Source organism: Streptomyces sp. NBC_00873 (assembly GCF_045207415.1).
In the GTDB taxonomy this organism is placed as follows: Bacteria; Actinomycetota; Actinomycetes; order Streptomycetales; family Streptomycetaceae; genus Streptomyces.
Genome location: NZ_CP108803.1, coordinates 1,620,164 through 1,643,703 on the forward strand (window position 1 = coordinate 1,620,164; position 23,540 = coordinate 1,643,703).

Annotated in this window: 20 protein-coding genes and 3 pseudogenes; 16 read left to right on the top strand and 7 right to left on the bottom strand. The window is 69.4% G+C overall.

Features of this window, described 5'->3' with window-relative positions:
* Positions 1-266 precede the first annotated feature (266 nt).
* The 3 genes and pseudogenes from OH809_RS07575 to OH809_RS07585 all read left to right on the top strand — a co-directional run bounded on the left by OH809_RS07575 (position 267) and on the right by OH809_RS07585 (position 1,898).
* Positions 267-1,102 (top strand): annotated as a pseudogene (locus OH809_RS07575) (aminoglycoside phosphotransferase family protein).
* 59 nt (positions 1,103-1,161) lie between these two features.
* The gene (locus OH809_RS07580; RefSeq protein ID WP_406423133.1) at positions 1,162-1,392 is read left to right on the top strand and encodes a hypothetical protein; all 231 of its coding nucleotides are present in this window, start codon (positions 1,162-1,164) and stop codon (positions 1,390-1,392) included.
* 266 nt (positions 1,393-1,658) lie between these two features.
* The gene (locus OH809_RS07585; protein WP_406423132.1) at positions 1,659-1,898 is read left to right on the top strand and encodes a hypothetical protein; all 240 of its coding nucleotides are present in this window, start codon (positions 1,659-1,661) and stop codon (positions 1,896-1,898) included.
* A 227-nt stretch (positions 1,899-2,125) separates the two neighbouring features.
* Here OH809_RS07585 and OH809_RS07590 read toward each other — a convergent pair whose 3' ends face one another.
* Together OH809_RS07590 and OH809_RS07595 are read right to left on the bottom strand one after the other, a co-directional pair.
* Entirely contained in the window at positions 2,126-2,383 is a 258-nt protein-coding gene (locus OH809_RS07590) for a hypothetical protein (protein WP_406423131.1), read from the bottom strand.
* A 134-nt stretch (positions 2,384-2,517) separates the two neighbouring features.
* Positions 2,518-3,144 carry an isochorismatase family protein gene (locus OH809_RS07595; RefSeq protein WP_406514948.1) on the bottom strand — a complete coding sequence of 209 codons (627 nt, stop codon included), beginning with the start codon at positions 3,142-3,144 and terminating at the stop codon, positions 2,518-2,520.
* A gap of 420 nt (positions 3,145-3,564) precedes the next feature.
* On the opposite strand from OH809_RS07595, the gene OH809_RS07600 reads away from it, so the two are divergent.
* Complete coding sequence (locus OH809_RS07600; protein ID WP_406423129.1) at positions 3,565-4,332, top strand: SDR family NAD(P)-dependent oxidoreductase; 768 nt, start codon at positions 3,565-3,567, stop codon at positions 4,330-4,332.
* Positions 4,333-4,665: 333 nt separating this feature from the next.
* Here OH809_RS07600 and OH809_RS07605 read toward each other — a convergent pair.
* The 4 genes and pseudogenes from OH809_RS07605 to OH809_RS07620 all read right to left on the bottom strand — a co-directional run.
* A pseudogene (locus tag OH809_RS07605) lies at positions 4,666-5,043 on the bottom strand (ABC transporter permease); the annotation flags it as partial.
* A 9-nt stretch (positions 5,044-5,052) separates the two neighbouring features.
* Positions 5,053-5,619, bottom strand: coding sequence for a transposase (locus OH809_RS07610; RefSeq protein ID WP_406514949.1), 567 nt, complete (start codon positions 5,617-5,619; stop codon positions 5,053-5,055).
* A 267-nt stretch (positions 5,620-5,886) separates the two neighbouring features.
* Positions 5,887-8,355 carry an MFS transporter gene (locus OH809_RS07615; RefSeq protein ID WP_406514950.1) on the bottom strand — a complete coding sequence of 823 codons (2,469 nt, stop codon included), beginning with the start codon at positions 8,353-8,355 and terminating at the stop codon, positions 5,887-5,889.
* 186 nt (positions 8,356-8,541) lie between these two features.
* Entirely contained in the window at positions 8,542-8,985 is a 444-nt protein-coding gene (locus OH809_RS07620; RefSeq protein ID WP_406423127.1) for an SRPBCC family protein, read from the bottom strand.
* A 110-nt stretch (positions 8,986-9,095) separates the two neighbouring features.
* Here OH809_RS07620 and OH809_RS07625 point away from each other — a divergent pair, with 110 nt between their 5' ends.
* The 3 genes and pseudogenes from OH809_RS07625 to OH809_RS07635 all read left to right on the top strand — a co-directional run bounded on the left by OH809_RS07625 (position 9,096) and on the right by OH809_RS07635 (position 11,355).
* Positions 9,096-9,233, top strand: coding sequence for a hypothetical protein (locus OH809_RS07625; RefSeq protein WP_406423126.1), 138 nt, complete (start codon positions 9,096-9,098; stop codon positions 9,231-9,233).
* 18 nt (positions 9,234-9,251) lie between these two features.
* Positions 9,252-9,644, top strand: a pseudogene (locus OH809_RS07630) (radical SAM protein); the annotation flags it as partial.
* A 118-nt stretch (positions 9,645-9,762) separates the two neighbouring features.
* Positions 9,763-11,355, top strand: a complete 1,593-nt coding sequence (locus tag OH809_RS07635; RefSeq protein ID WP_406514951.1) for an alpha/beta hydrolase — start codon at positions 9,763-9,765, stop codon at positions 11,353-11,355.
* Positions 11,356-11,468: 113 nt separating this feature from the next.
* On the opposite strand, the gene OH809_RS07640 is transcribed toward OH809_RS07635, so the two are convergent.
* Positions 11,469-12,056: an adenylosuccinate lyase gene (locus tag OH809_RS07640; protein ID WP_406423124.1), complete on the bottom strand. Its 588-nt coding sequence runs from the start codon at positions 12,054-12,056 to the stop codon at positions 11,469-11,471.
* A gap of 358 nt (positions 12,057-12,414) precedes the next feature.
* On the opposite strand from OH809_RS07640, the gene OH809_RS07645 reads away from it, so the two are divergent.
* The 9 genes from OH809_RS07645 to OH809_RS07685 all read left to right on the top strand — a co-directional run bounded on the left by OH809_RS07645 (position 12,415) and on the right by OH809_RS07685 (position 23,532).
* Complete coding sequence (locus tag OH809_RS07645; RefSeq protein ID WP_406425319.1) at positions 12,415-14,196, top strand: 3-hydroxyacyl-CoA dehydrogenase family protein; 1,782 nt, start codon at positions 12,415-12,417, stop codon at positions 14,194-14,196.
* Positions 14,197-14,413: 217 nt separating this feature from the next.
* Entirely contained in the window at positions 14,414-15,229 is an 816-nt protein-coding gene (locus OH809_RS07650; protein WP_406514952.1) for a TetR family transcriptional regulator, read from the top strand.
* A 127-nt stretch (positions 15,230-15,356) separates the two neighbouring features.
* Positions 15,357-16,154 (top strand): GNAT family N-acetyltransferase, encoded by a 798-nt coding sequence (locus OH809_RS07655; protein ID WP_406514953.1) that lies wholly within the window; start codon positions 15,357-15,359, stop codon positions 16,152-16,154.
* 410 nt (positions 16,155-16,564) lie between these two features.
* Positions 16,565-17,902 carry a crotonyl-CoA carboxylase/reductase gene (gene ccrA, locus OH809_RS07660; RefSeq protein WP_406423121.1) on the top strand — a complete coding sequence of 446 codons (1,338 nt, stop codon included), beginning with the start codon at positions 16,565-16,567 and terminating at the stop codon, positions 17,900-17,902.
* 1 nt (position 17,903) lies between these two features.
* Positions 17,904-19,916 (top strand): protein meaA, encoded by a 2,013-nt coding sequence (locus OH809_RS07665; protein ID WP_406425317.1) that lies wholly within the window; start codon positions 17,904-17,906, stop codon positions 19,914-19,916.
* Positions 19,913-20,932, top strand: coding sequence for an HpcH/HpaI aldolase/citrate lyase family protein (locus OH809_RS07670; protein WP_406423120.1), 1,020 nt, complete (start codon positions 19,913-19,915; stop codon positions 20,930-20,932). The genes OH809_RS07665 and OH809_RS07670 overlap by 4 nt, the downstream gene beginning before the upstream one ends.
* Positions 20,933-20,934: 2 nt before the next feature.
* Positions 20,935-21,495 carry a MaoC family dehydratase gene (locus tag OH809_RS07675; RefSeq protein ID WP_406423119.1) on the top strand — a complete coding sequence of 187 codons (561 nt, stop codon included), beginning with the start codon at positions 20,935-20,937 and terminating at the stop codon, positions 21,493-21,495.
* 2 nt (positions 21,496-21,497) lie between these two features.
* On the top strand, positions 21,498-22,703 hold the full coding sequence (locus OH809_RS07680) for an acyl-CoA dehydrogenase family protein (RefSeq protein ID WP_406514954.1): 1,206 nt from the start codon (positions 21,498-21,500) through the stop codon (positions 22,701-22,703).
* Positions 22,704-22,884: 181 nt separating this feature from the next.
* Positions 22,885-23,532: a phosphatidylserine decarboxylase gene (locus tag OH809_RS07685; protein ID WP_406423117.1), complete on the top strand. Its 648-nt coding sequence runs from the start codon at positions 22,885-22,887 to the stop codon at positions 23,530-23,532.
* The last annotated feature ends 8 nt before the right edge of the window (positions 23,533-23,540 follow it).

Below are 23,540 nucleotides of genomic sequence, written 5' to 3' on the forward strand. Positions count from 1 at the left end.
GCGCCTCACAGGTTCAGGCACGCTACCTTTGCCTCAAGAATCGAACATGCGATCTAATCGGCGGTATGGCTGCCAACGCCTTCCCCAGTGAACTCGTGGAGGCTGATCTCTCGCAGCGAAGGTTGAGTGTTGTCAGCGAAGATTGGTGACCGCGAGGTTTTCTCAGCGAAGGTTGAGTGGCTGTTGGGGCCTGGCACTCTTGGGGAGACGGCAGGGGAAAGCGTTACACGCATAACACTCCGCCTGACCCAGTACGGTGGCTTCGCATGACCGACGCCGGGATCGAGATCACCGCAGACCTGGTCCACGACCTGCTGCAGGAGCAGCATCCAGACCTTGCAGGGCTGGCCATCCGCGAGGTAGCGGGCGGATGGGACAACCAGCAGTGGCGCCTTGGGGACGAGTTGGCCGTGCGCATGCCGCGGACAGAACGTGCCCCGGATCTCCAGCGCAAGGAGTGCCGTTGGCTGCCCGTCCTGGCCCCGCGCCTGCCGCTCCAGGTCCCGAACCCTGTGCGGATCGGTGAACCGTCTGCGCGCTTCCCGAAGCCCTGGACCATCATGACGTGGGTTCCCGGCGAGCCACTGGACTACACCTCAATCAGCCGCGGCGACCACGCGGCCGACACCCTGGCGGGCTTCCTCAGGGCGCTCCACGTGGAGGCGCCCGCTGAAGCGCCGACCAGTTCGGACCGCGGCGCTCACCCCAAGAAGTGCGCGGACGGCTTCGACCACTTCTTTCAAGCCGTTGCACCCAGCGGCATTGCCGACGACGTCCGGGCCGTCTGGGACGATGCCGTAGCGGCCCCCGAGTGGGAGAGCCCGCCGGTATGGGTGCACGGTGACCTTCATCCCGCAAATGTCGTCGTCGCGGACGGGACGCTCTCGGGCGTGATCGACTTCGGTGACATGTTCGCCGGCGATCCGGCGTGGGACCTCGCGGCCGCATGGGTGGTCCTTCCCGCGGGCTGGCTGCTCTGAAAAGCCTGTTCCTCATGCTGATGGGCCAGAACGGAGACCGGGGCCTTCCCGGCGGCAGGCCGACATGGGGACCCGCAGGCCGGGCAGCGCTCGATCGTGTCCTGAGAGACGGTCTGATGTAGACGAGGCTCCACCCGACTCCCATCCGTTCGGTCTCGCGCGACTCGGTGCTCAACCTTCGGTGAGAACACTCAACCTTCGCTGCGAGAGGTCAGGGGCTCAGACCGCCTGGTACGCCACGTACCAGGAGCTCGCCGACACCTCGCCCGCTCACGACACCGCCACTCACCGGCGACGCCTGCAGGAGCTGTCCCGGCGCATCGCCGGACACCCGTACTGGCAGACTGCGGCCGGAACGCCGGCGGCCTGGATGGCGCTGAAGAAGCTCGCCCGGGCAAAAGCGCAGTCGTGACGCGCGGCACCGGCTGGCAGCCTGCCGCCGAGCGGCAGAGTGCACTGCTGCGCGCCCACCGCGAGTGGATCGCCGCGTACGGGAAGGAATCCAGAGGGCCAATGACCCCCGGCCGGCCTCGGCCTTGCCGATCCCCGGCGGGGTGGAAGAGGCCGTAACCACCTGCCGGACGGCTCGTAGCTCAAGTGAGCCTGGCGATGTGCCCACCGTACGGCACCAGGCTTCCGGCTACGCTCCGGCCAAGGGCCGCCCCTACGATGATCACCGTGACCACCCGCCGCACTCTTGGCACCGGCCCCGAGGCTCCCGCGCAGAGCATCCGCGCCGCCCAGGCCGACCTTCTCGACGCACTGCCCGGCGTCCATCTGCCAGACCTCGGCGAGTTGCGAGCCCGCGGAGTCCTCGGAGCCCACCCCGCAGCGCCGCCGAGCCCGCGACGAGCCCTCGGCGCTGGCCACACGGACGACGCGGCGCCGGATCCCTCCGACCCTCTCCGGGCGGAGTAGACGACGACGGACCGCCTCTCCCCGCTGTGTTCGAGCTATCCGTTGCGGTGCAGCACCCCTCGGGCTCAAGTATGGCGTCCGCTCCTGACAGTGCGGACTGGGTTTGAACACAGGCACTGAGTCGTTCGACCGAGGCGTCCGGGTCAGGGACGGCATGTGACGTGGAGGTGAGCCGCAGCGTTGTTGGCGTACCCCCTGGGGTTCCAGACGGTCGCCAGGGATTCGGGCTACACGGCCGCCGTGGAGTCCCAGGCGCGGGCGATGAGCTCGGCCTCGCCCGGGGGCAGGGTAAGCGTGGCGCGCCAGTGCTGCCACGTCCAGGGGTTCTCCGGCGGGTCGGCGTGGGCCCAGGTGACGCCGTGGTCGGCGGAGACATCCACGCGTTCCACGATTCTATCGTCCCCGGCGAAGGCGAAGCCGGTGACCTCGGTCGGCCCGGACCGCAGCTGGGCGTCCTTGGTTTGTCGGGGGCGGTGACGCTGCATTCGCTTGCGATGGGACCCGGGTTCGAGGATGTCGATGGCTTCGCCTCCGGGCGGAGGCAGTCGCAGCCGCCGCGCCTCCGACGCGGGAAGGCGCCGGGGGCACGGCCGCCGACGACCGGTCGGCCGGTGGGCCTCTATGCCTGGTAGGCCGCGGAGATCTGGCCGACCAGGACGGCGAACGGCATGTCGAGGGCGGCGTAAAGATCACCGGCCTCGGGGAGCGCGTTGTCGGCCAGGGCCTCGACCATGAAGGTGGCGTAGTCGCTGACGATGACGCCCGCCTGCTGCATGCGCAGCAGTCCGGCCTCCCGCTTGGCCTGGCTGAAGGTGCCGGAAGCGTCCACGGCGACGTACGCGTCGTACCCGGCTGCCGTCGCGGAGATCGCGGGCAGTGCCGCGCACACCTCCAGGGACACCCCGGCCAAGATCAGCTTCTGTCGCCCGGCGGCCTCGATGGCCTCGCGGACCCGGACGTCGTGCCAGGCGTTGACCGTACTGCGGTCGATGATCTTCTGTCCGGCGGGCAGCGCCTGGACCAGCTCGGGGATGGTCGGCCCCCACATGCTGTCGGCCGCGGTGGTGGTGGCGACCAGCGGGATGCCCAGCACGGTCGCCGCCCGTGCCAGCGCCACCACGTTGTGCTTCAGCTCGCCGACCGGGATGTCCCGGACGCCGGACAGAAGGCCCACCTGGTGGTCGACCAGCACCACGGCGGCGTTCTCCCGAGTGATCGACTCAAGGAACTTGCTGCGCTCGCTCATCTTCCGCTCCTTTGGTGGTTGAGCCACAGCGCCATTGGTCACCAAACTTGATAGTCAATTTTGATGACAACTTGAAGCTATAGCTCGGAGGAATGCCCCGCGAGCGGGCTCCAGCGTGCGGACCGTTTCCCCGATCCGCGCCCCATGGCAGCTTCCGTCCGAAGCCATGGATCCCCTCCCGCCGCGTGACCGCCTGCGGGTTGTCTGTCCCGGTCGTCGTCCGCGGGCCATACGGGTCATGGAGTGCCGCCGTTCGATGGATGCGGCGGTCGGGCCCGATACGGCTGCCCTCCGGCTGGGACACCCTCCTCGCGGGCGTACCGGGGGATACGTCCCGGCCCGAAGAGGAACCCGGTGTCGTGCGGGTTCCGAACCGCTTGCCCGTCGTTCACCTGGGTGGTTGAAGAAAGGACCCTCGACGTGTCTGATCCCGTTGTCCTCATCACGGGCGCGCTCACCGGAATCGGCCGCGCCACCGCCTTCGCTTACGCCCGTCAAGGCGCGAACCTTGTGGTCTCCGGCCGCCGGGAGGACGTCGGCGAGCAGCTTGCCGGGGAGCTCTCCGACCTCGGCGCCCCGGCCGAGTTCGTGCGTGCCGACGTCCGCTTCGACGCCGACGTAAAAGACCTCGTCGACCGTGCGGTCGTGCGGTTCGGGCGGATCGATGTCGCCTTCAACAACGCCGGCACCGAGGGAACACCCGGCCCTGTCACCGAGATCACCGACGAGGCTTACCAGGCCACCTTCGACACCAACGTCAAGGGAACGCTGCTGTGCCTGAAGCACGAGTTCCGGGTCATGAGGAAACAGGGCGGCGGCAGCATCGTCAACGTCAGCTCCAACTTCGGCCTGATGGGTTATCCCGGGGCGACCTTGTACGTCGGGAGCAAGCACGCCGTCGTCGGCATCACCAAGGCGGCCGCACTCGAAGGCGCCGCTCACGGTATCCGGGTCAACGCGGTCGCGCCCGGCTACACCCGGACCGCTATGTACGAGCGGTTCACCGGCGACGACACGGCTCGCGCCGCGGTCGATTCGGTGCTGCCCATGCACCGGGCGGGTACCCCGGAGGAGATCGCCGAGGCCGTCCAGTTCCTGGGTTCGGACAAGGCGAGCTACGTCACCGGACACATCCTCCTGGCCGACGGTGGCCTCATGGCGGGCGGGCCCCTGTTCCCGAGCTCTTGAACCGCGAGGCCAGCGGTGGCAGGTGGTCGGTCTGGCCGGGCCGCGGGTTCATCTGGCCGGCGAGCACGGCAGCAACGAGAGAACCGCCGACTTGTATGGGGGTAGCGGGACGCGGTCGTGTTGGCTGCTCGTAGTGTGCCGCAGGACGCCGGGCCGGGTGACTCGTGAACCGTCTGCCGCTCTGAGCTTCCCCCGAGATGCGGAGAGAGCTGACAGCAGGTCAGATGTTGAGTTGCGTGACCGTGCGGCGCGGATGTACCGGACCGCTGATCCGAAGCCGCAATTCAAGCGGCTGGCCGGCGCTCTGGGCGTGCACCCGGACGCTCTGCGCGGCTGGATCCGCCAGGCCGACGACGTCGCCGCCGCGCCCAGCAGCGCGCCCGTCGCCCCGCCCAGCGCCGACAGCAGCAGCGACTCGGTCAGGAACTGGAGCCGGATCGCATTGCGGGTCGCGCCCAGCGAGCGGCGCAGGCCGATCTCCTGGGGGCGCTCCAGGACGGAGATGACCATGGTGTTGGCGACGCCCACACCGCCGACCAGGAGGGCCACCGCGCCCAGGCCGAGCATCAGGGTCGTCAGTCCCTCGTCGGTGGCGGCCTTGGCGGGCAGCGCGTCCGAGGGGCGGGAGACCTTGACGCTCCCCTCGTTGCCGGGACTGAAGGTGCGGGCCAGGATGGCCCGTACGTCCTCCACCGAGGCGTCCGTGGTCTTCGACCGGTTCTACAAGGCGGACGCGGCCCGCACGCGTGGCGCGGCCGACGACAGCGGACAGGGCAGCGGCCTCGGCACGGCGATCGCGCTGGAGAACGCGCGGCTGCACGGCGGCACGATCGACGTGGCCGACGGGGCCGATGGACCGCAGCGCGTCGCGGTGTTCAGGCTGCGGCTGCCCCTGCGACGTACAGGAGAGGGGACGGAGTGAAGGTCCGGCAGGGGATCGTGGTCGCCGCGCTGGGGATCGCCCTCATGGGCTGCGGCGTCCAGCCGACCGGAGTGATAGGCGCGGGCGAGCCCGCGTCCGGGCTGACGCGCGGCATGCGGCTGTACTTCGCGTCCGACAGCGGACTGCGCGGGGTGCCCCTGCTCGACAGGGAGGTCGAGGACCTCAACGCGGTGGCCCGCGAGCAGCATGTTCGTCGCGTGGCGCCGGGCCAGGCCGAAGCCGGTCGGCCACTCGCCGTCGAATGTGCCGTCCTTGGCCCAGCGCCGGAACCGGGTGTGCAAGGTGGCCCAGGAGCCGTACCGATCGGGCACGTCCCGCCAGGCACCCGGGTGCGGAACTTCCACACGATCCCGTTCAGCATCATGCGGTCGCGTCCGGACGCGGTCGGCCCGTCCCGGATCGCGGTATCAGCGGACTGAGCGATTCCCATTCGGTATCCGAACAGTTCGTGACTCCACGGTACGGTCCGCGTCCGGCGCCCGCCGGTTATCGACCCAATCGCCCCCCGGGGGGTGGTGAGCCCGGCGCAACCGGCCGCGCACGGAACGGCCCCGCCGCGGTGCCGGGCCGGCCGGTGACGCCTCCGGCCGGCCCGTCGTTCCTCGGAACGGTCAGTCCTCGTGGCCCAGTTGGAGGTCGCGTTCGGTCCGTCCGCCACCCGCGACCTGGAGGACGGTGGCCACCGGCGGATACCCGGCCGCGATCACCGTGTACTCACCGCTGGACAGGTCCACGAACCGGAATGCGCCGTCGGGCCCGGTGGTCAGCGTGTCAACCACATTGCCCGCCGCGTCCAGGAGCGTGACCCGGGCGTCCTCGACGGGCCGTCCGCCGCTCGCCCGTACGACGCCGCGCAGCACCGCGCCGCCGGCCAGTTCGATGTCCTGCCGGGTCTCCCTGGCCGCTTGCACACTGACCGGCAGCGCGGCGGGCCGGAAGGCGGGGGCGCTGGCGGCGAGGGTGTACTCTCCGGCCACCAACTCCGAGATCACATAGCCGCCTTCACGACCGCTGCGGGTGGACGCTACGACCTCGCCGCGCACATCGGTGAGCGTGACGGCGGCGTCCCGCACCGGGATCCCGTCGGCCGTGACGACGGTCCCGGCCAGCCGGCCCGCACCGCCGAGCACCACGTCGAGCTCGACGGGCCGCTCGCCGACGGTGACGCTGACGGCCTGCGGCTGGTGCCCTCCGGCCGCCGCGATGAGGACGTACGAACCGGAGCCGGGCACGCTCAGCGCGTACCGCCCGTCGTCGCCGCTCGCGCCGCGGCCGACCTGCTTCCCCTGGATGTCGATCAGGGTGAGGGCGGCGCGTGGGACCTTCGTACCGTCGGCGTGCTGGACGCAGCCGCACACCGGGACGCCCGACAGGTGGACGGGCGGTGGAGGGGCGTGGGTGGTGCGGGCGGCGGGGATGGGGGTGGCGGACTCGGCGGCTGCGGATTCGGGGCTGTGGTGGGACACCAGCGGTTTCTCCTTGAGGAAGAAGGCGATGACGAGGCCGAGTGCGAGCACCGGCACGAGGTAGAGGAAGATGCGCGGCATCGCGTCGGCGTACGCCTGGATGTAGCTGTCGCGGAGGGCCGGCTCCATGGCGTGGACCAGCTGCGGGGTGATCGACTCGGGGTCGGGGAGGTCGGCGCCGGACGGGAGGCGGACGGCGAGGGCGTCGGCGAGACGGCCCGCGAAGAGCGTCCCGAAGACGGCGGCGCCGACGCTGCCGCCGATCTGCCGGAAGTAGTTGTTCGCGCTGGTGGCGGTGCCGAGGTCGGCGGGTGGTACGGAGTTCTGCACGGCAAGGACGAGCACCGGCATGATCAGGCCGATCCCGATGCCGAGGACGGCCTGCGCGATGCTGTATTCGAGGCGTGGGGTGTCGGTTTCGAGACGGGAGAGCAGCCACATGCCGACGACCGAGATCGCACTGCCGAGGATCGGGTAGACGCGGTAGCGGCCGGTACGGGAGATCAGCTGGCCGGAGACGACGGACGCGCCGACGATGCCGCCCATCATCGGGAGCATCAGCAGCCCGGATTCGGTGGCGGTGGCGCCGTCGACCATCTGCAGGAACGTCGGCAGATAGCTGGCGGCGCCGAACAGGGCGACGCCGACGACCGCGCCGACGAGCGCGGTCACGTTGAAGATCGAGTCGCGGAACAGCCTCAGCGGGATCACGGGTTCGGGCGCACGGCGCTCGACGGCCAGGAAGAGCAGAGTCGTTCCGGCGGCCCCGGCGGCCAGCCCGAGGATGGTGCGCGAGCCCCAGGCGTACTCCGTACCGCCCCAACTGGTCAGCAGCACCACGCAGGTGGAGGCGGCGGCCAGCAGCAGCGCGCCGAGCACATCGAGCCGGGGCCGGACGTCGGGTTTGGGAAGTTTCAGTACGACGGTGATGACGGCCAGCGTGACCAGTCCGAACGGGACGTTGATGTAGAAGCACCAGCGCCAGGACGCGTGGTCGGTGAAGAAGCCGCCGAGCAGCGGTCCGGCGACGGACGCGAGACCGAAGGCGGCGCCGATCAGCCCCATGAAACGGCCGCGCTCGCGGGGCGGTACGACGTCCGCGATGATCGCCTGGACCCCGATCATGAGCCCGCCGCCGCCGATGCCCTGGACGGCGCGGAAGGCGATCAGCTCGTCCATGTTCCGGGACCAGCCGGCCAGCGCGGAGCCGACGACGAAGACGACGATGGCGAACTGGAAGACGCTCTTGCGGCCGAAGAGATCGCCGAGCTTGCCGTAGATCGGCAGCCCGATGGTGGAAGCGAGGAGATAGGCGGTGACGGCCCAGGACATCTTCTCCAGGCCGTGCAGCTCACCGACGATCTTCGGCAGCGCGGTGGCGACGATCATCTGGTCGAGCGCCGCGAGCAGCAGGGTGAGCATCAGCCCGAGGAAGACCAGCCGGATCCGGCGGGGGCTGATCTCCGCGGCGTCGGGACCCGGTGGCGGCGAGGGCGGAGTCTCCGCACCGGGCAGGGCGGCGGTCCGAGCACCGTGCGGATCCGCGATCGCCGCCTCGACGTCGCCCTCCGCACCGTCCGGCTCGTCCTTCACCAGAGTGATTCCACCCGCCACGTGCCGCTCCCCTCGTCGCATCTGCGCCGCCCATTTCTCGCATTGCGCGACAAGGGAGGGCAAACGCAACGGGGGGCGCTGACGGCGCCTCGGGGGGCTTATCCCCCGGTGGGAGCCACTACGGCGCACAACCGACCGGCCGGGAAAACCACCCGAACCGGTGAGGCCGGGCAGGGATACATGAGGCTACTTCTCGACCTCGGTCGCGAGGTTCTGCAGCAGCTCGTCGTAGATGCGCCCAAGGCCCTTGGGCGCAAAGGTCCTCTCGAAGAATCCACCGATGCCGCCCGCGCCGTTCCAGACGGTCGAGACGACGGCCTTGGACCGGCCCTCACCGGCCGGGGTGACGGTCCACGTGGTGACCATCGACGAGTTGCGGTCCTTCTCGATGAGCTGCCCGTCGGTCGGCTCGGTCACGTCGAGCAGGCAGTCGCGGACCCGCTTGCTGGTCGCCTGGAGCTTCCAGTGGACGAGGGTACCTTCGCCGTCACCGCCCTCGAGGACCTCGTACTCGCTGAAGTGGCCGGGCAGGACCTTGCCCCGGACCTCCTGGTAGTCGGCCAGCGCGTCGAACACCGTCTCCGCGTCCGCCGCGATGATCCGCTCTGTCGTGGCCTCGACCTGCGCCATGGCTGTTCCTCCAGCACTCGGTTGTTCGGGGGTGTGCTGAGCCAATCACCTCCGGCACGCCGCTCAAAATCCGGGCCGGAACGAAGGGGAAAAAACGACCACCGGAACAAGTGTTCCATTCTCTCTCCAGTGCTACCGCGAAGGCGTCCATGCGCTCGGACAATCCGGCCGAGAACACCCGCGAGGCCGGGACGGGCACGCTCTTCGTCGCGGACGCGATGTCCACGCGCACCTTCGACACCCCCTGAATTCCGGGGGGATCACCTTCGGAGGACCGCTACCTGCTGATGCCCGGCATCATCGCGGCTCTGCGTGATCACGCGAACCCGTTCTCGATCCTGACCACGGGCACGCTGATCCTGCGCGATCCGGAGCTGCTCACGCAGGCCGCGGAAGTCACCGGGGTCGGCATCTCCGTCTCGGTCGGCTTCGTCGATCCGGAGCTGTGGCGCACGGTGGAGCCCGGCGCCCCGCCCCCCGAGCGCCAGCTGGGCGTCGTGCGCACCCTGAGCGAGAACGGCATCGACTGCGGTGTGCTGATGGCACCCGCCATCCCGTTCCTCGGTGACCGGCCGGACCAGCTGCGGGCCACGGTCCGCGCGATCGCCGACGGCGGACGGTCCCGGGTCCACCCGGCTGACCCTGTTCTGAGCCTCCGTCACCACCGGCAAACGGGTCAACTCTTACCCGATCATGTCCTTCCGTGTCCGAATGTGGGGAGCATGCGGCGGGGGCTGTGCCACACGCAGCCGCATTCCCTCCACCACGGGAGGCCATATGACGAATCGTTCAGGAATTCTGATCGCCGTCGGCGCGACGGTCGCCGGTCTGGTGACCGCCGTGCCGTCCCCGGCGGCCGCCACCGGTGTCGCACCGCATGCCGTGCAACTCCGCTGGACCGGCTGCGGCACCAAGGCGTATCCGAAACTGCAGTGCTCAAAGGTCAGTACGCCGCTCAATCATGACGACCCGTCGGGCCGACGGATCACCCTCGCCCTGTCCCGGATCCCGCACACCGCGAAGACCTCGCAGGGCCCGCTGTTCGTCAACCCCGGGGGTCCCGGCGGCAGCGGGCTCACCATGGCCGGGTTCGTGGCCTCCTCGCTCCCGACAGACGTCGCCGCGCAGTACGACGTGATCGGGTTCGACCCGCGCGGGGTCGGGAAGAGCTCCCCGGCGCTGGACTGCGTACCCAAGTACTTCAAGCCGCCGCGACCCGACTCGGTGCCGCAGACCGTCGCCGACGAGCTCACCCACCGCGACCGGGCGCGCAACTTCGCCGCGGAGTGCGGCAGGAAGTATCCCGACCTGCTGCCGTACATGGACACGATCAGCGCCGCCAAGGACCTCGATGTGATCCGGCAGGCCACCGGCGCCCCGAAGATCAACTACTTCGGGTACTCGTACGGTACGTACCTGGGCGCGGTGTACGCGAAGCTGTTCCCGCAGCGGGTGCGGCGGCTGGTGCTCGACTCGAACGTCGACCCGGAAGGGGTCTGGTACAAGGACAACATCGGCCAGAACTACGCGTTCGACGCCCGCCAGAAGGCGTTCGCCGCATGGGTGGCGAAGCACGACGAGACGTACCGGCTAGGCAACGACCCGGCGAGGGTCGAGGCGGCCTGGTACCGGATGCGCGACGCGGTGCGGAAACAGCCCGCGGGCAAGAAGGTCGGCCCGAGCGAGCTGGAGAACACCTTCCTGCCGGGCGGCTACTACAACGGGTACTGGCCCTATCTGGCCGACGCGTTCGCCGCGTACGTGAACCACAAGGACCAGGACGCGCTCGTCGCCGCGTACGACCGGCTCGGTGCCGTCGACGCGAAGGGCGACAACGGCTACTCCGTGTACCTGGCCGTGCAGTGCCGCGACTCCCGGTGGCCGCTGAGCTGGAACACCTGGCGCAACGACAGCTGGAAGGTGCACGCCAAAGCGCCCTTCTACACCTGGAGCAACACCTGGTACAACGCACCGTGCGCCTACTGGCCGGTGGAGCCGCTGAATCCGGTGCGGGTCTCGAACCACGCGCTCCCGCCGGTGCTGCTCTTCCAGGCCACGGAGGACGCGGCCACACCGTACGCGGGCGGGGTCACCCTGCACCGACGGCTCCGCGGCTCCAGCCTGGTCGTCGAGCAGGGCGGCGGCAACCACGGTGTCACGCTGAGCGGCAACGCATGCCTGGACAAATATCTGACGGACTATCTCGCCAAGGGCACCGTCCCTCGCGGCGACGGCAGCCTCGCCGACGTGGATGCGGTGTGCGGGACGTCGCCCGACCCGAAGCCGCTGACCGCCGAGGCGGCGAAGTCGGCGAAGCGCGCGGACAGCAAGGGCGGCACGTTGCACGGGCTGCTCGGCTTCCACGGCTGAGAGGCTTTCGGGCTACCTTCGACCGCCCGATCAGAGGTAGCCCGACAGCCTCTGCGGGAACCGGGGCCGGGTCCGGCGAAGGGAGCCGGACCCGCCCGGCCGCTGCTGCGTCCTCAATCGCCGGACACGCGCGGGGACGGCAGCCGGCTGATCGCCCGCTCCGCCGCTCCGGCCAGCCTGGGGTGCGGCAGTGCCGCCTCCAGGACCGGGCGGGCCTGCGCGTCGCCGAGCTGCCCCAGACCCTCCACACAGGCCAGCGCGACCCGCCAGTGCGGCTCGTCCGGCCCCAGCAGCCGCTCCAGGGTGCTGATCAGCGCCGGGACGGACTCGGGGGCCCGCAGGGCGGTGAGCAGACGGACCGGGTGCAGGGCGTACGCGGTGCGCAGGGTGTTCGTCGCGAGCGCGGCGGCGGCACGCGGGGTGCGGGGGTCGCCCAGGCGCACCAGGGCGTGGGCCGCGGAGACGCAGCGCTCCGGGTCGCGGTGGTTGAGCAGCAGGACCAGCGCCTCGAAGGCCCGTCGGTCCCCGCCGCAGCCGAGCCGGAACGCGGCGATCTCACGCGCCCAGAGCGGTCGCTCCCGTTCGACGAGGACCTGGGCCAGTTCCTCGTCGTCGTCGGTGGCGAGCAGTCTGCGGTACGCCGCCGACTCCCCCGCCTCGTCCGCCAGCCGGCCGGTCAGCGACCGGAACTCCTCGTCCATGACCCTGAGGGTATCGGCGGCCACGGTGAGTGTGAGCCGGCGCACAGCGACTCGGGGCTGGCGCGCTCGTTACTCGCCGGTTAATCTCATGTGAGCGGGACACACTCCCCGCCGACTCCAGTGGCCTGGTGACGCAGCCACCCGGAGTGCTTGTCGGTTCGGCAGCTTTGTGAGACGCGACTCCGGGACAGAGTCCGTCGCCCCCTCTCCCGTCCGGGCGTGCCTCCCGCACCCCCGGCCAGGAACACCTCGACACGCAATTCCCGCACGCCATGCGCTGGTTGGATCCTTTTGGCCCCAGCTGATCCGTGCGCGCCGTGCGCCCACTCAGTCGTCACTCATTCTCTGGAGTCCCATGATGGACACCCCTCTCTCCACCATCGCCGTCGTCGGTCTCGGCACCATGGGCATCGGCATCGCCGAGGTCCTGACCCGGGCCGACCGCGAGGTCATCGGTATCGACGTCAGCGAGGCGGCCGCCCGTCAGGCCGTCGCCGCCCTGGAGGCCTCCACCGCCCGCGCCGTGAAGAAGGGGCGGATCACCGAGGAGGAGCGCCGGGACGCGCTCGCCCGCTTCCGTACCTTCTCCGACCTGCAGGCCGTGGCGGACGCACAGCTCGTCATCGAGGTCGTTCCCGAGTCGTACGAGATCAAGCAGCAGCTCTTCCGGGAGCTCGACGCGATCGTCTCCCCCGCCGCGATCCTGGCGACCGGCACGAACGCCCTGTCGGTGACCCGGCTTGCGGCCGAGTCGCAGCACCCCGAGCGCGTGCTGGGCCTGCACTTCTTCAACCCGGCGCCCGCGATGAAGCTGGTCGAGGTGGTCTCCTCGGTGCTGACCGCGCCGCCGGCCGTCGAGGCGGTCACGCAGCTCGCCCGCGAGCTCGGCAAGGAACCGGTCGCGGTGGGCGACCGGCCGGGCTTCGTCGCCGACGGGCTCCTCTTCGGCTACCTCAACCAGGCCGCCGCGATGTACGAGGCGAACTACGCCTCCCGCGAGGACATCGACGCGGCCATGACACTCGGCTGCGGGCTGCCGATGGGCCCTCTCGCGCTGCTCGACCTGATCGGCGTCGACACCGCGCGAACCGTCCTGGAGGCGATGTACTCCGCGTCGCACGACCGGCTGCACGCCCCCGCTCCGATCCTCAAGCAGCTCACCGAGGCAGGGCTGACCGGCCGCAAGGCGGGCCGCGGCTTCTACACGTACATGGCACCGGGCAGCCAGACCGTGGTGCCGGACGCGCAGACGCCGCTGGAGAGCGCCGGAGCGGAGGCCGGGCGCACGGTCCGGTCGGTGGGCGTCGCGGGCTCCGGGACGATGGCCTCCGGTATAGCGGAGGTCTTCGCGAAGGCCGGTTACGACGTGGTGCTCGCCGCGCGCAGCCAGGAGAAGGCGGATACCGCGAAGGGGAGGATCGCCAAGTCGCTGGAGCGTTCGGTCACCAAGGGGCGGCTGACGGCGGAGGCGCGGGACGAGACCCTGGGCCGGATCACCGCCGCCGGTTCGCTGGACTCGTTCGCCGACGTCGACCTCGCGGTCGAGGCGGTCGCCGAGGATCTGGCAGTCAAGCAGCAGCTGTTCGGCACGCTGGACAAGATCTGCAAGCCGGGCGCGGTGCTCGCCACCACCACCTCGTCGCTGCCGGTCGTGGCGTGCGCGCGGGCGACCTCGCGTCCGCAGGACGTCATCGGGATGCACTTCTTCAACCCGGCGCCCGCGATGAAGCTCGTCGAGGTGGTCCGTACGGTGCTGACCGCGGACGACGTCCACGCAACCGTCCGTGCGGTGTGCGGGAAGATCCGCAAGCACCCGGTGGACTGCGGGGACCGGGCCGGATTCATCGTGAACGCGCTGCTGTTCCCGTACCTCAACAACGCGATCAAGATGGTCGAGGAGCACTACGCGACCCTCGACGACATCGACGCCGCGATGAAGCTGGGCGGCGGCTACCCGATGGGCCCGTTCGAGCTCCTGGACGTCGTCGGCCTCGATGTCTCGCTCACCATCGAGAAGGTGCTGCACAGCGAGTTCCGCGACCCGGGCCTGGCCCCGGCGCCGCTGCTGGAGCACCTGGTGGCTGCCGGGTGCCTCGGCCGCAAGACGGGGCGCGGCTTCCGCGAATATGCCCGGCGCTGAGGACCGGCAGGTGCCTGAACGGCGGACCGGTGCTCCGGCCGGGCGTGAGCGCCCGGCCGGGCGTGAGCGCCCGGCCGGGCCATCGGCGGCTCCTGGGCCGGGAGCCGGATGGGGAGGGCTGCTCGATCCGCCCGCGCAGCCCCCGACGTGGGACGCACGGCCGGGCGGCCCGCCCCCGCAGGCGCGCTCTCCCGCACTGATGCAGTACGTTCACACCATGTCCCAGCCCGCCAGGTCCCCCCGTGTCTCCGCCGCGCCCGACGCCCCGGAAAGTGCCGCAGGAACGCGCGCCGCCGCCCAGCGGCTCAAAATGCGCCGCGAACTGGCCGCCGCGGCGATGGAGCTCTTCGCCACGAAGGGGTACGAGGCGACGACGGTCGACGAGATCGCGGGCGCCGCGGGTGTCGCCCGGCGGACCTTTTTCCGGCACTTCCGCTCCAAGGAAGAGGCGATCTTCCCCGACCACGACGACACTCTCGTCCGGGCCGAGGCCGTCCTCAACGCCGCCCCCGCGCACGAGCACCCGCTCGACACCGTCTGCCGGGGCATCAAAGAAGTCATGAAGATGTACGCGGCCAAGCCCGCGGTCTCGGTGGCCCGCTACAAACTGACCCGTGAGGTCCCCACGCTGCGGGAGGCCGAGATCGCCTCGGTGGCCCGTTACGAGCGGCTGTTCACGCGCTATCTGCTGGGCCACTTCGACGAGCACGACCACCATGTCGGCAACGACGACCCGCTGCTGGCGGAGGTCGCGGCGTCGGCCGTCGTCACCGCGCACAACCATGTGCTGCGCCGCTGGCTGAGGGCGGGCGGCCAGGGCGATGTGGAGGCCCAGCTCGACCATGCCTTCGCGATCGTCCGGGACACGTTCGGGACGGGCATCGGGGCCGGGCGCATCGCCGGGGCCGAATCGACGCCGTCGCCCGCCGCTTCGGTGAGCACCGAGGGTGAGGTGCTCGTCGCGGTGGCACGGACGGACGCGCCGCTCGACGAAGTGATGCGCACGATCCAGCAGGCGCTCAAGGACCGCTGAGCGGGGGCCTGTCGGCCGGCCGCTCCACCGTCGCCGGACGGGCTCGCAGTCGAGCCCGTCCGGCGTTCGCGCGTCCGGGCGGAGAAACCCGGTTGCCACGCCCGTACCTCCGTGTTCGGGTGGACGGATGACTCATGATCGCGACCTCCTGCTGACTCTCTTCGACCGCGAGTTGCGCGAGCACGCCCGCCCCGACGGGCCCGGCGTCCGCGTCGAGCGCTCCGCCGATGTCGTACGGCAGGCCGGGGCGGCCGACGACTGGAACGGTGTCGTCTGGTCGGCCCCCGGCCTGGACGCCGTACGGGCGGATGCGGCCATCGCCGAGCAGGTGGAGCACTTCACTGCGCTCGGCCACGACGAGTTCGAGTGGAAGCTGTACGCGCACGACCGACCGGCCGACCTGGGGCAGCGGCTGGTACGCGCCGGCTTCGTCGCCGAGCCGCCGGAGACTCTCCTGGTCGCCCCCGTCGCGGACCTCCCGACGGCCGTGGAGCTCCCCGAGGGGGTCACGCTGCGCACGGTGACGGATGCGGCCGGTGTGGAGCTGATGGCCGCGGCCCACGAGCGGGCGTTCGGCTCGGACGGGTCCCGGCTGCGGCAACAGGTGCTGGCGCGGCTGGCCGAGGCCCCGGACAGCTTCGTCGGGGTGCTGGCCATGGTGGCTGACGAGCCGGTGAGCTCGGCCCGGATGGAGCTGTACCCGGGCACCAGCTTCGCGGGGCTCTGGGGCGGCGGGACCGTGGAGCCGTGGCGCGGGAAGGGCATCTACCGGGCGCTGATCGCGTTCCGTGCCCGGATCGCCGCCGAGCGGGGCTTCCGGTATCTGCAGGTCGACGCGACCGACCTGAGCAGGCCGATCCTCCAGCGGCTCGGTTTCCGGGCTCTGTCCACCACCACGCCGTACGTGTACCGGCGCCCGGCCTGACCGGACTCAGTGGGGGGCAGCCGGGCTCAGGGGGACAGAACAACGCGAAACAGCCCCCTTGCTGCTCATGCGTGCCCAGCGGATGACAACTGAGAGAAATTGTTGGCACCGAGTGCCTTGCCAGGTGTCACGGAGTGCCATACGTTGAAGTTGTCCGGGCGGCCGGCGTGCAGAGACCTCACGTACGCCTGCTGTCCCCGCAAGCCATGTGCCTGCGCGCCCGGGCGCCTGCGTCACAGGCAAACCCTTCTGCTCCACGAGAGCAAGCCGAAGCTTCACCAGCCGAACCGACGGCAGCACCTCCACACCGCACCGCACCCCCGTTGGCAGGGACCTCAAGCGTCCCTCGACGCATTCCCCAAGCTCTCGGCCCCGCTCGAGCAGGGGAGACCCCATCCCGGAGGCACACCGTGAAGGAAATCCTGGACGCGATCCAATCGCAGGACAGCACCGCCGCAGATTTCGCGGCCCTGTCCATCCCTGAGTCGTACCGCGCGGTGACCGTGCACAAGGAAGAGACGGAGATGTTCGCCGGGCTCGCCACCCGCGACAAGGACCCCCGCAAGTCGCTGCACCTCGACGAGGTGCCGGTTCCGGAGCTCGGGCCCGGTGAGGCGCTGGTCGCCGTCATGGCCAGCTCGGTGAACTACAACTCCGTCTGGACCTCGATCTTCGAGCCGCTCTCCACCTTCGGGTTCCTGGAGCGCTACGGAAAGCTCAGCGAGCTCACCAAGCGCCACGACCTGCCCTACCACGTCATCGGCTCCGACCTGGCGGGCGTCGTCCTGCGCACCGGCCCCGGCGTCAACGCCTGGCACCCCGGCGACGAGGTCGTCGCGCACTGCCTCTCAGTCGAACTGGAGTCCTCGGACGGCCACAACGACACGATGCTCGACCCAGAGCAGCGGATCTGGGGCTTCGAGACCAACTTCGGCGGCCTCGCCGAGATCGCGCTCGTCAAGTCCAACCAGCTGATGCCGAAGCCGCAGCACCTCAGCTGGGAGGAGGCCGCGGCTCCGGGCCTGGTCAACTCCACCGCGTACCGCCAGCTCGTCTCGCGCAACGGCGCCGGCATGAAGCAGGGCGACAACGTGCTGATCTGGGGCGCCAGCGGCGGACTCGGTTCATACGCCACGCAGTTCGCGCTGGCCGGTGGCGCCAACCCGGTCTGTGTCGTCTCCAGCGAGCAGAAGGCGGACATCTGCCGGAAGATGGGCGCAGAGGCGATCATCGACCGGAACGCCGAGGGCTACAAATTCTGGAAGGACGAGCACAACCAGGATCCGCGCGAGTGGAAGCGGTTCGGCAAGCGCATCCGTGAGCTGACCGGCGGCGAGGACGTCGACATCGTCTTCGAGCACCCGGGCCGCGAGACCTTCGGCGCCTCGGTGTACGTGACCCGCAAGGGCGGCACGATCGTCACCTGCGCCTCGACCTCGGGCTACAACCACGAGTACGACAACCGCTACCTGTGGATGTCGCTGAAGAAGATCGTGGGCTCGCACTTCGCCAACTACCGCGAGGCATGGGAGGCCAACCGGCTGGTCGCCAAGGGCAGGATCCACCCGACGCTGTCGAAGGTCTACTCCCTGGAGGAGACCGGCCAGGCCGCGTACGACGTGCACCGCAACCTGCACCAGGGCAAGGTCGGCGTCCTGGCGCTGGCCCCGCGCGAGGGTCTGGGTGTGCGCAACGAGGAGCTGCGTGAGCAGCACATCGACGCCATCAACCGCTTCAGGGATGCCTGACGTGGCCGGCCGCCAGAAGGACCGCCCGTGGCTCATGCGGACGTACGCAGGTCACTCGACCGCCGAGGCGTCCAACGAGCTCTACCGGCGCAACCTCGCCAAGGGCCAGACGGGTCTGTCGGTCGCCTTCGACCTGCCGACCCAGACGGGTTACGACCCCGACCACATCCTTGCTCGCGGCGAGGTCGGCCGGGTCGGCGTGCCTGTCTCGCACCTCGGTGACATGCGGCGGCTGTTCCGGGACATACCGCTGGAACAGATGAACACCTCGATGACGATCAACGCCACCGCGATGTGGCTGCTGGCTCTCTATCAGGTGGTCGCCGAGGAGCAGGGCGCCGACGCCACGAAGCTCCAGGGCACCACGCAGAACGACATCGTCAAGGAGTACCTCTCGCGCGGGACGCATGTCTTCCCGCCCGGTCCCTCGCTGCGGCTGACCACCGACATGATCACGTACACGGTCAACCACATCCCGAAGTGGAACCCGATCAACATCTGCAGCTACCACCTGCAGGAGGCGGGTGCCACTCCGGTCCAGGAGATCGCGTACGCCCTGTCGACGGCCATTGCGGTCCTGGACGCCGTGCGCGACTCGGGCCAGGTGCCGGAGGAGAAGTTCGGCGATGTGGTCGCCCGCATCTCCTTCTTCGTGAACGCCGGTGTCCGCTTCATCGAGGAGATGTGCAAGATGCGCGCCTTCGGCCGCATCTGGGACCAGGTCACCCGCGAGCGGTACGGCATCACCGACGCCAAGCAGCGCCGATTCCGCTACGGCGTACAGGTCAACTCGCTCGGACTGACCGAGGCGCAGCCGGAGAACAACGTCCAGCGCATCGTCCTGGAGATGCTGGCCGTGACCCTCTCCAAGGACGCCCGCGCCCGGGCCGTCCAGTTGCCCGCCTGGAACGAGGCGCTGGGGCTCCCCCGGCCCTGGGACCAGCAGTGGTCGCTCCGCATCCAGCAGGTCCTCGCGCACGAGAGCGATCTGCTGGAGTACGAGGACATCTTCGCCGGATCGCATGTGATCGAGGCCAAGGTCGACTCACTGGTCACCGAATCCCTCGCGGAGATCGACCGGATCCAGCAGATGGGCGGCGCGATGGCGGCCGTCGAGTCCGGCTACCTGAAGTCGGAGCTGGTCTCCTCGCACGCGCAGCGGCGGGCCCGGATCGAGGGCGGCGAGGAGAAGATCGTCGGCGTCAACATCTACGAGACGACCGAGCCGAACCCGCTCACGGCGGACCTCGACGGCGCGATCATGACCGTCGACCCGGCCAATGAGGCGAGGGTGGTCGCGGCGCTCCACGAGTGGCGCGACCACCGTGACGAGGCGCGCGCCTCCGAGGCCCTCGCGGCGTTGAAGAAGGCCGCGGCCGGCACCGAGAACATGATGGAAGCGACCGTGGAGTGCGCCCGCGCGGGTGTCACCACCGGCGAGTGGTCGTGGGCGCTGCGCGACGTGTTCGGCGAGTTCCGGGCCCCGACGGGTGTCTCGTCCGCCCCGGTCGCCGTCACCGCGGAGGCCGGCACGCCGCTCGCTCTCGTACGGGAGAAGGTCGCCCGCACCGCCGAGGACCTCGGCGCCGGACGGCTGCGGCTGCTGGTCGGCAAGCCGGGCCTGGACGGACACTCCAACGGCGCCGAGCAGATCGCCGTACGGGCCCGTGACGCCGGGTTCGAGGTCGTCTACCAGGGGATCAGGCTGACTCCCGAACAGATCGTCTCGGCGGCGCTCGCTGAGGACGTGCACTGCGTCGGGCTGTCGATCCTGTCCGGCTCGCACGCCGCGCTGGTGCCGGACGTACTGAACCGGCTGCGCGAGGCCGGCGCGAACGACATCCCGGTGATCGCGGGCGGGATCATTCCGCCCGCCGACGCCGCCGTGCTGATCGAGGCGGGTATCGCCGCGGTTTTCACCCCGAAGGACTTCGGTATCACGGAGATCATCGGCCGTATCGTCGACGAGATCCGGAAAGCGAACAAGCTCGACCCTCTGGAGGTCCCCGCATGACCCAGCCCGCCCACCCGTCTCCCGCCACCACCCTTCCCGGGAGCGGTTCCGCCGCGCACGTCCCGAACCGCCTGCGTCCCCGCCGCTCGTGTCTGGCCGTGCCCGGCTCGAACCCGCGGTTCCTGGAGAAGGCCCAAGGCCTCCCCGCCGACCAGGTCTTCCTGGACCTCGAGGACGCCTGCGCTCCGCTCGCCAAGGAGGGCGCCCGGCACCACATCGTCGACGCGCTGAACAAGGGCGACTGGACGGGCAAGACCCGGGTCGTCCGCGTCAACGACTGGACGACGCACTGGACGTACCGCGATGTGATCACGGTCGTCGAGGGCGCGGGCCAGAACCTCGACTGCATCATGCTGCCGAAGGTGCAGGACGCCCAGCAGGTCGTCGCGCTCGACCTGCTGCTGACCCAGATCGAGAAGACGATGGGCTTCGAGGTCGGCAAGATCGGCATCGAGGCACAGATCGAGAACGCCAAGGGCCTGGTGAACATCGACGACATCGCCGCCGCCTCGCCGCGTCTGGAGACGCTGATCTTCGGCCCGGCCGACTTCATGGCGTCGATCAACATGAAGACCCTGGTCGTCGGTCAGCAGCCGCCCGGCTACGGCGCGGACGCGTACCACTACATCCTGATGCGCATTCTGATGGCGGCCCGTACGCACGACCTCCAGGCGATCGACGGCCCCTTCCTGCAGATCCGTGACGTGGACGCGTACCGCGAGGTTGCAGGCCGTGCGGCGGCGCTGGGCTTCGACGGCAAGTGGGTGCTGCACCCCGGTCAGGTCGACGCGGCCAACGAGGTGTTCTCGCCCTCGCAGGAGGACTACGACCACGCCGAGCTGATCCTCGACGCATATGAGTGGTGCACCTCGGAGGAGGGCGGCAAGAAGGGTTCGGCGATGCTCGGCGACGAGATGATCGACGAGGCCAGCCGGAAGATGGCGCTCGTCATCGCGGGCAAGGGCCGCGCGGCCGGTATGCAGCGCACCTCCAAGTTCGAAGCGCCGGAGGCCTGATCATGCAGTTCGGACGTACCTATGAGGAGTTCGAGGTCGGTGCGGTCTACAAGCACTGGCCCGGAAAGACGGTCACCGAGTACGACGACCATCTTTTCTGCCTGCTGACCATGAATCATCACCCGCTGCACATGGACAGCAACTACGCGGAGAAGGCGACCGATTTCGGCAAAAACGTTGTAGTCGGCAACTACATCTACTCGTTGCTGCTCGGCATGTCCGTGCCGGACGTCTCCGGAAAGGCGATCGCCAACCTGGAGGTCGAGTCGCTGAAGCATGTCGCGCCGACCTTCCACGGCGACACGATCTACGGCGAGACGACCGTTCTCGACAAGACTCCGTCAAAGTCCAAGAGCGACCGCGGAATCGTTTACGTGGAAACCAGGGGCTACAAGCAGGACGGGACGCTCGTCTGCGTGTTCCGCCGCAAGGTGATGGTCCCCACCGAGACTTACATCAAGGAGCGCGGAAGGGGGCACCTCCCAGGCCATTCAGGCCCTGGGGGAGAGCAGCCCGGCCGCCCGGAGCTGAACCAGCCTTCGCAGAAGAACGTGGAGAAGTAGCCATGACGCGACTCGCCCAGACCGCCGGCCTGAACGACATCCAGCAGGAAATCCTCTCCACGGTCCGGGATTTCGTCGACAAGGAGATCATTCCTGTCGCGACCCAACTGGAGCACCGCGACGAGTACCCGACGGAGATCGTCGAGGGGCTCAAGGAACTCGGCCTGTTCGGGCTGATGATTCCCGAGGAGTACGGGGGTCTGGGTGAGTCGCTTCTCACATACGCGCTCTGCGTGGAGGAAATCGCCCGCGGCTGGATGAGCGTGTCGGGAATCATCAACACGCACTTCATCGTGGCGTACATGCTCAAGCAGCACGGCACCCAGGAGCAGAAGGACACGTTCCTGCCCCGAATGGCGCTGGGCGAGGTCCGGGGCGCGTTCTCGATGTCCGAGCCGGCCCTGGGCTCCGACGTCTCCGCGATCACCTCCAAGGGCGTCAGGGACGGCGAAGAGTACGTCCTGAACGGCCAGAAGATGTGGCTGACGAACGGCGGCACGTCCTCGCTCGTCGCCGTACTGTGCCGGAGTGACGAAGGCCACCCCGAGGGCACGGCCCCGCACAAGTCGATGACGACCTTCCTGGTGGAGAAGGAACCGGGCTTCGGTGAGGTCCGGCCGGGGCTCACCATCCCCGGAAAGATCGACAAGATGGGTTACAAGGGCGTCGACACGACCGAACTCATCATGGACGGACTGCGCATTCCGGCCAATCGTGCACTCGGCGGTACCACCGGTCGCGGATTTTACCAGATGATGGACGGTGTCGAAGTCGGCCGGGTAAATGTGGCTGCGCGTGGTTGCGGTGTCGCGCAGCGCGCATTCGAGCTGGGCGTTTCCTACGCTCAGCAGCGCCACACCTTCGGAAAGCCGATCGCCCAGCACCAGGCCATCCAGTTCAAGCTGGCCGAAATGGCCACCAAGGTCGAAGCCGCCCATGCAATGATGGTCAATGCAGCACGCAAAAAGGACTCCGGGGAGCGAAACGACCTGGAGGCAGGGATGGCGAAGTACCTCGCCTCCGAGTACTGCAAGGAAGTCGTCGAGGACGCCTTCCGCATCCACGGTGGCTACGGCTTCTCCAAGGAGTACGAGATCGAGCGCCTCTACCGGGAGGCCCCGATGCTGCTGATCGGTGAAGGTACCGCCGAGATCCAGAAAATGATCATTGGGCGCCGACTCCTCGAGGAGTACCGGTTCCAGGGCTGATTGTCCCCTTCGAGGCGATTTGGCAGCGAAGAAGATCACACCCTGTCATCCTTTGCCGGTGCCTTCAAGCCGTCCGACTCGGCTGCTGGCTTGCCCAGTTGCGGCCCGCAACCGATAACATCGCCGGAAAAGCCGCCGTCCCCCGTTGCCAGCGCGGCCTCATCCGCTACGAAGGTCATCCATGCCCGACAGCCAAACCTCTGCACCACGCGGCGGGGTCCGCCTTGCGCGCGGAGCTTCGCCGTGGCTCCTCCCGACCGTCGCCACCGCGGCCCTCAGCCTCGCCCGGGCCCGCAGGTCCGGACGCTGGGCCGCGGTGGCCGTGCCCACCACCGCCCTCGCGGCGGGCATGCTGTGGTTCTTCCGCGACCCCGAGCGCGAGATCACCCAGGGCCGGGTCATTTCTCCGGCCGACGGTGTGGTGCAGAGCATCATGCCGTGGAAGGGCGGACGCACCCGCGTCGCGATCTTCATGAGCCCGCTGAACGTCCATGTCAACCGTGCGCCGCTGGCCGGCACCGTGACGTCGGTCGAGCACATCCCCGGTGGGTTCGTTCCGGCGTTCAACAAGGAGAGCGAGAACAACGAGCGCGTTGTCTGGCACTTCGACACGGAGCTCGGCGACATCGAGATGGTGCAGATCGCGGGTGCGGTCGCCCGTCGCATCGTCCCGTACCTCCCGCAGGGCACGAAGGTCGAGCAGGGCGAGCGCATCGGTCTGATCCGCTTCGGCTCCCGGGTCGACATCTACCTTCCGGAGGGTGTCGAGGTCGCGGTCGAGGTCGGCCAGGCCACCACCGCGGGGGTGACTCGAATTGACCGTGATTGATCCCGACA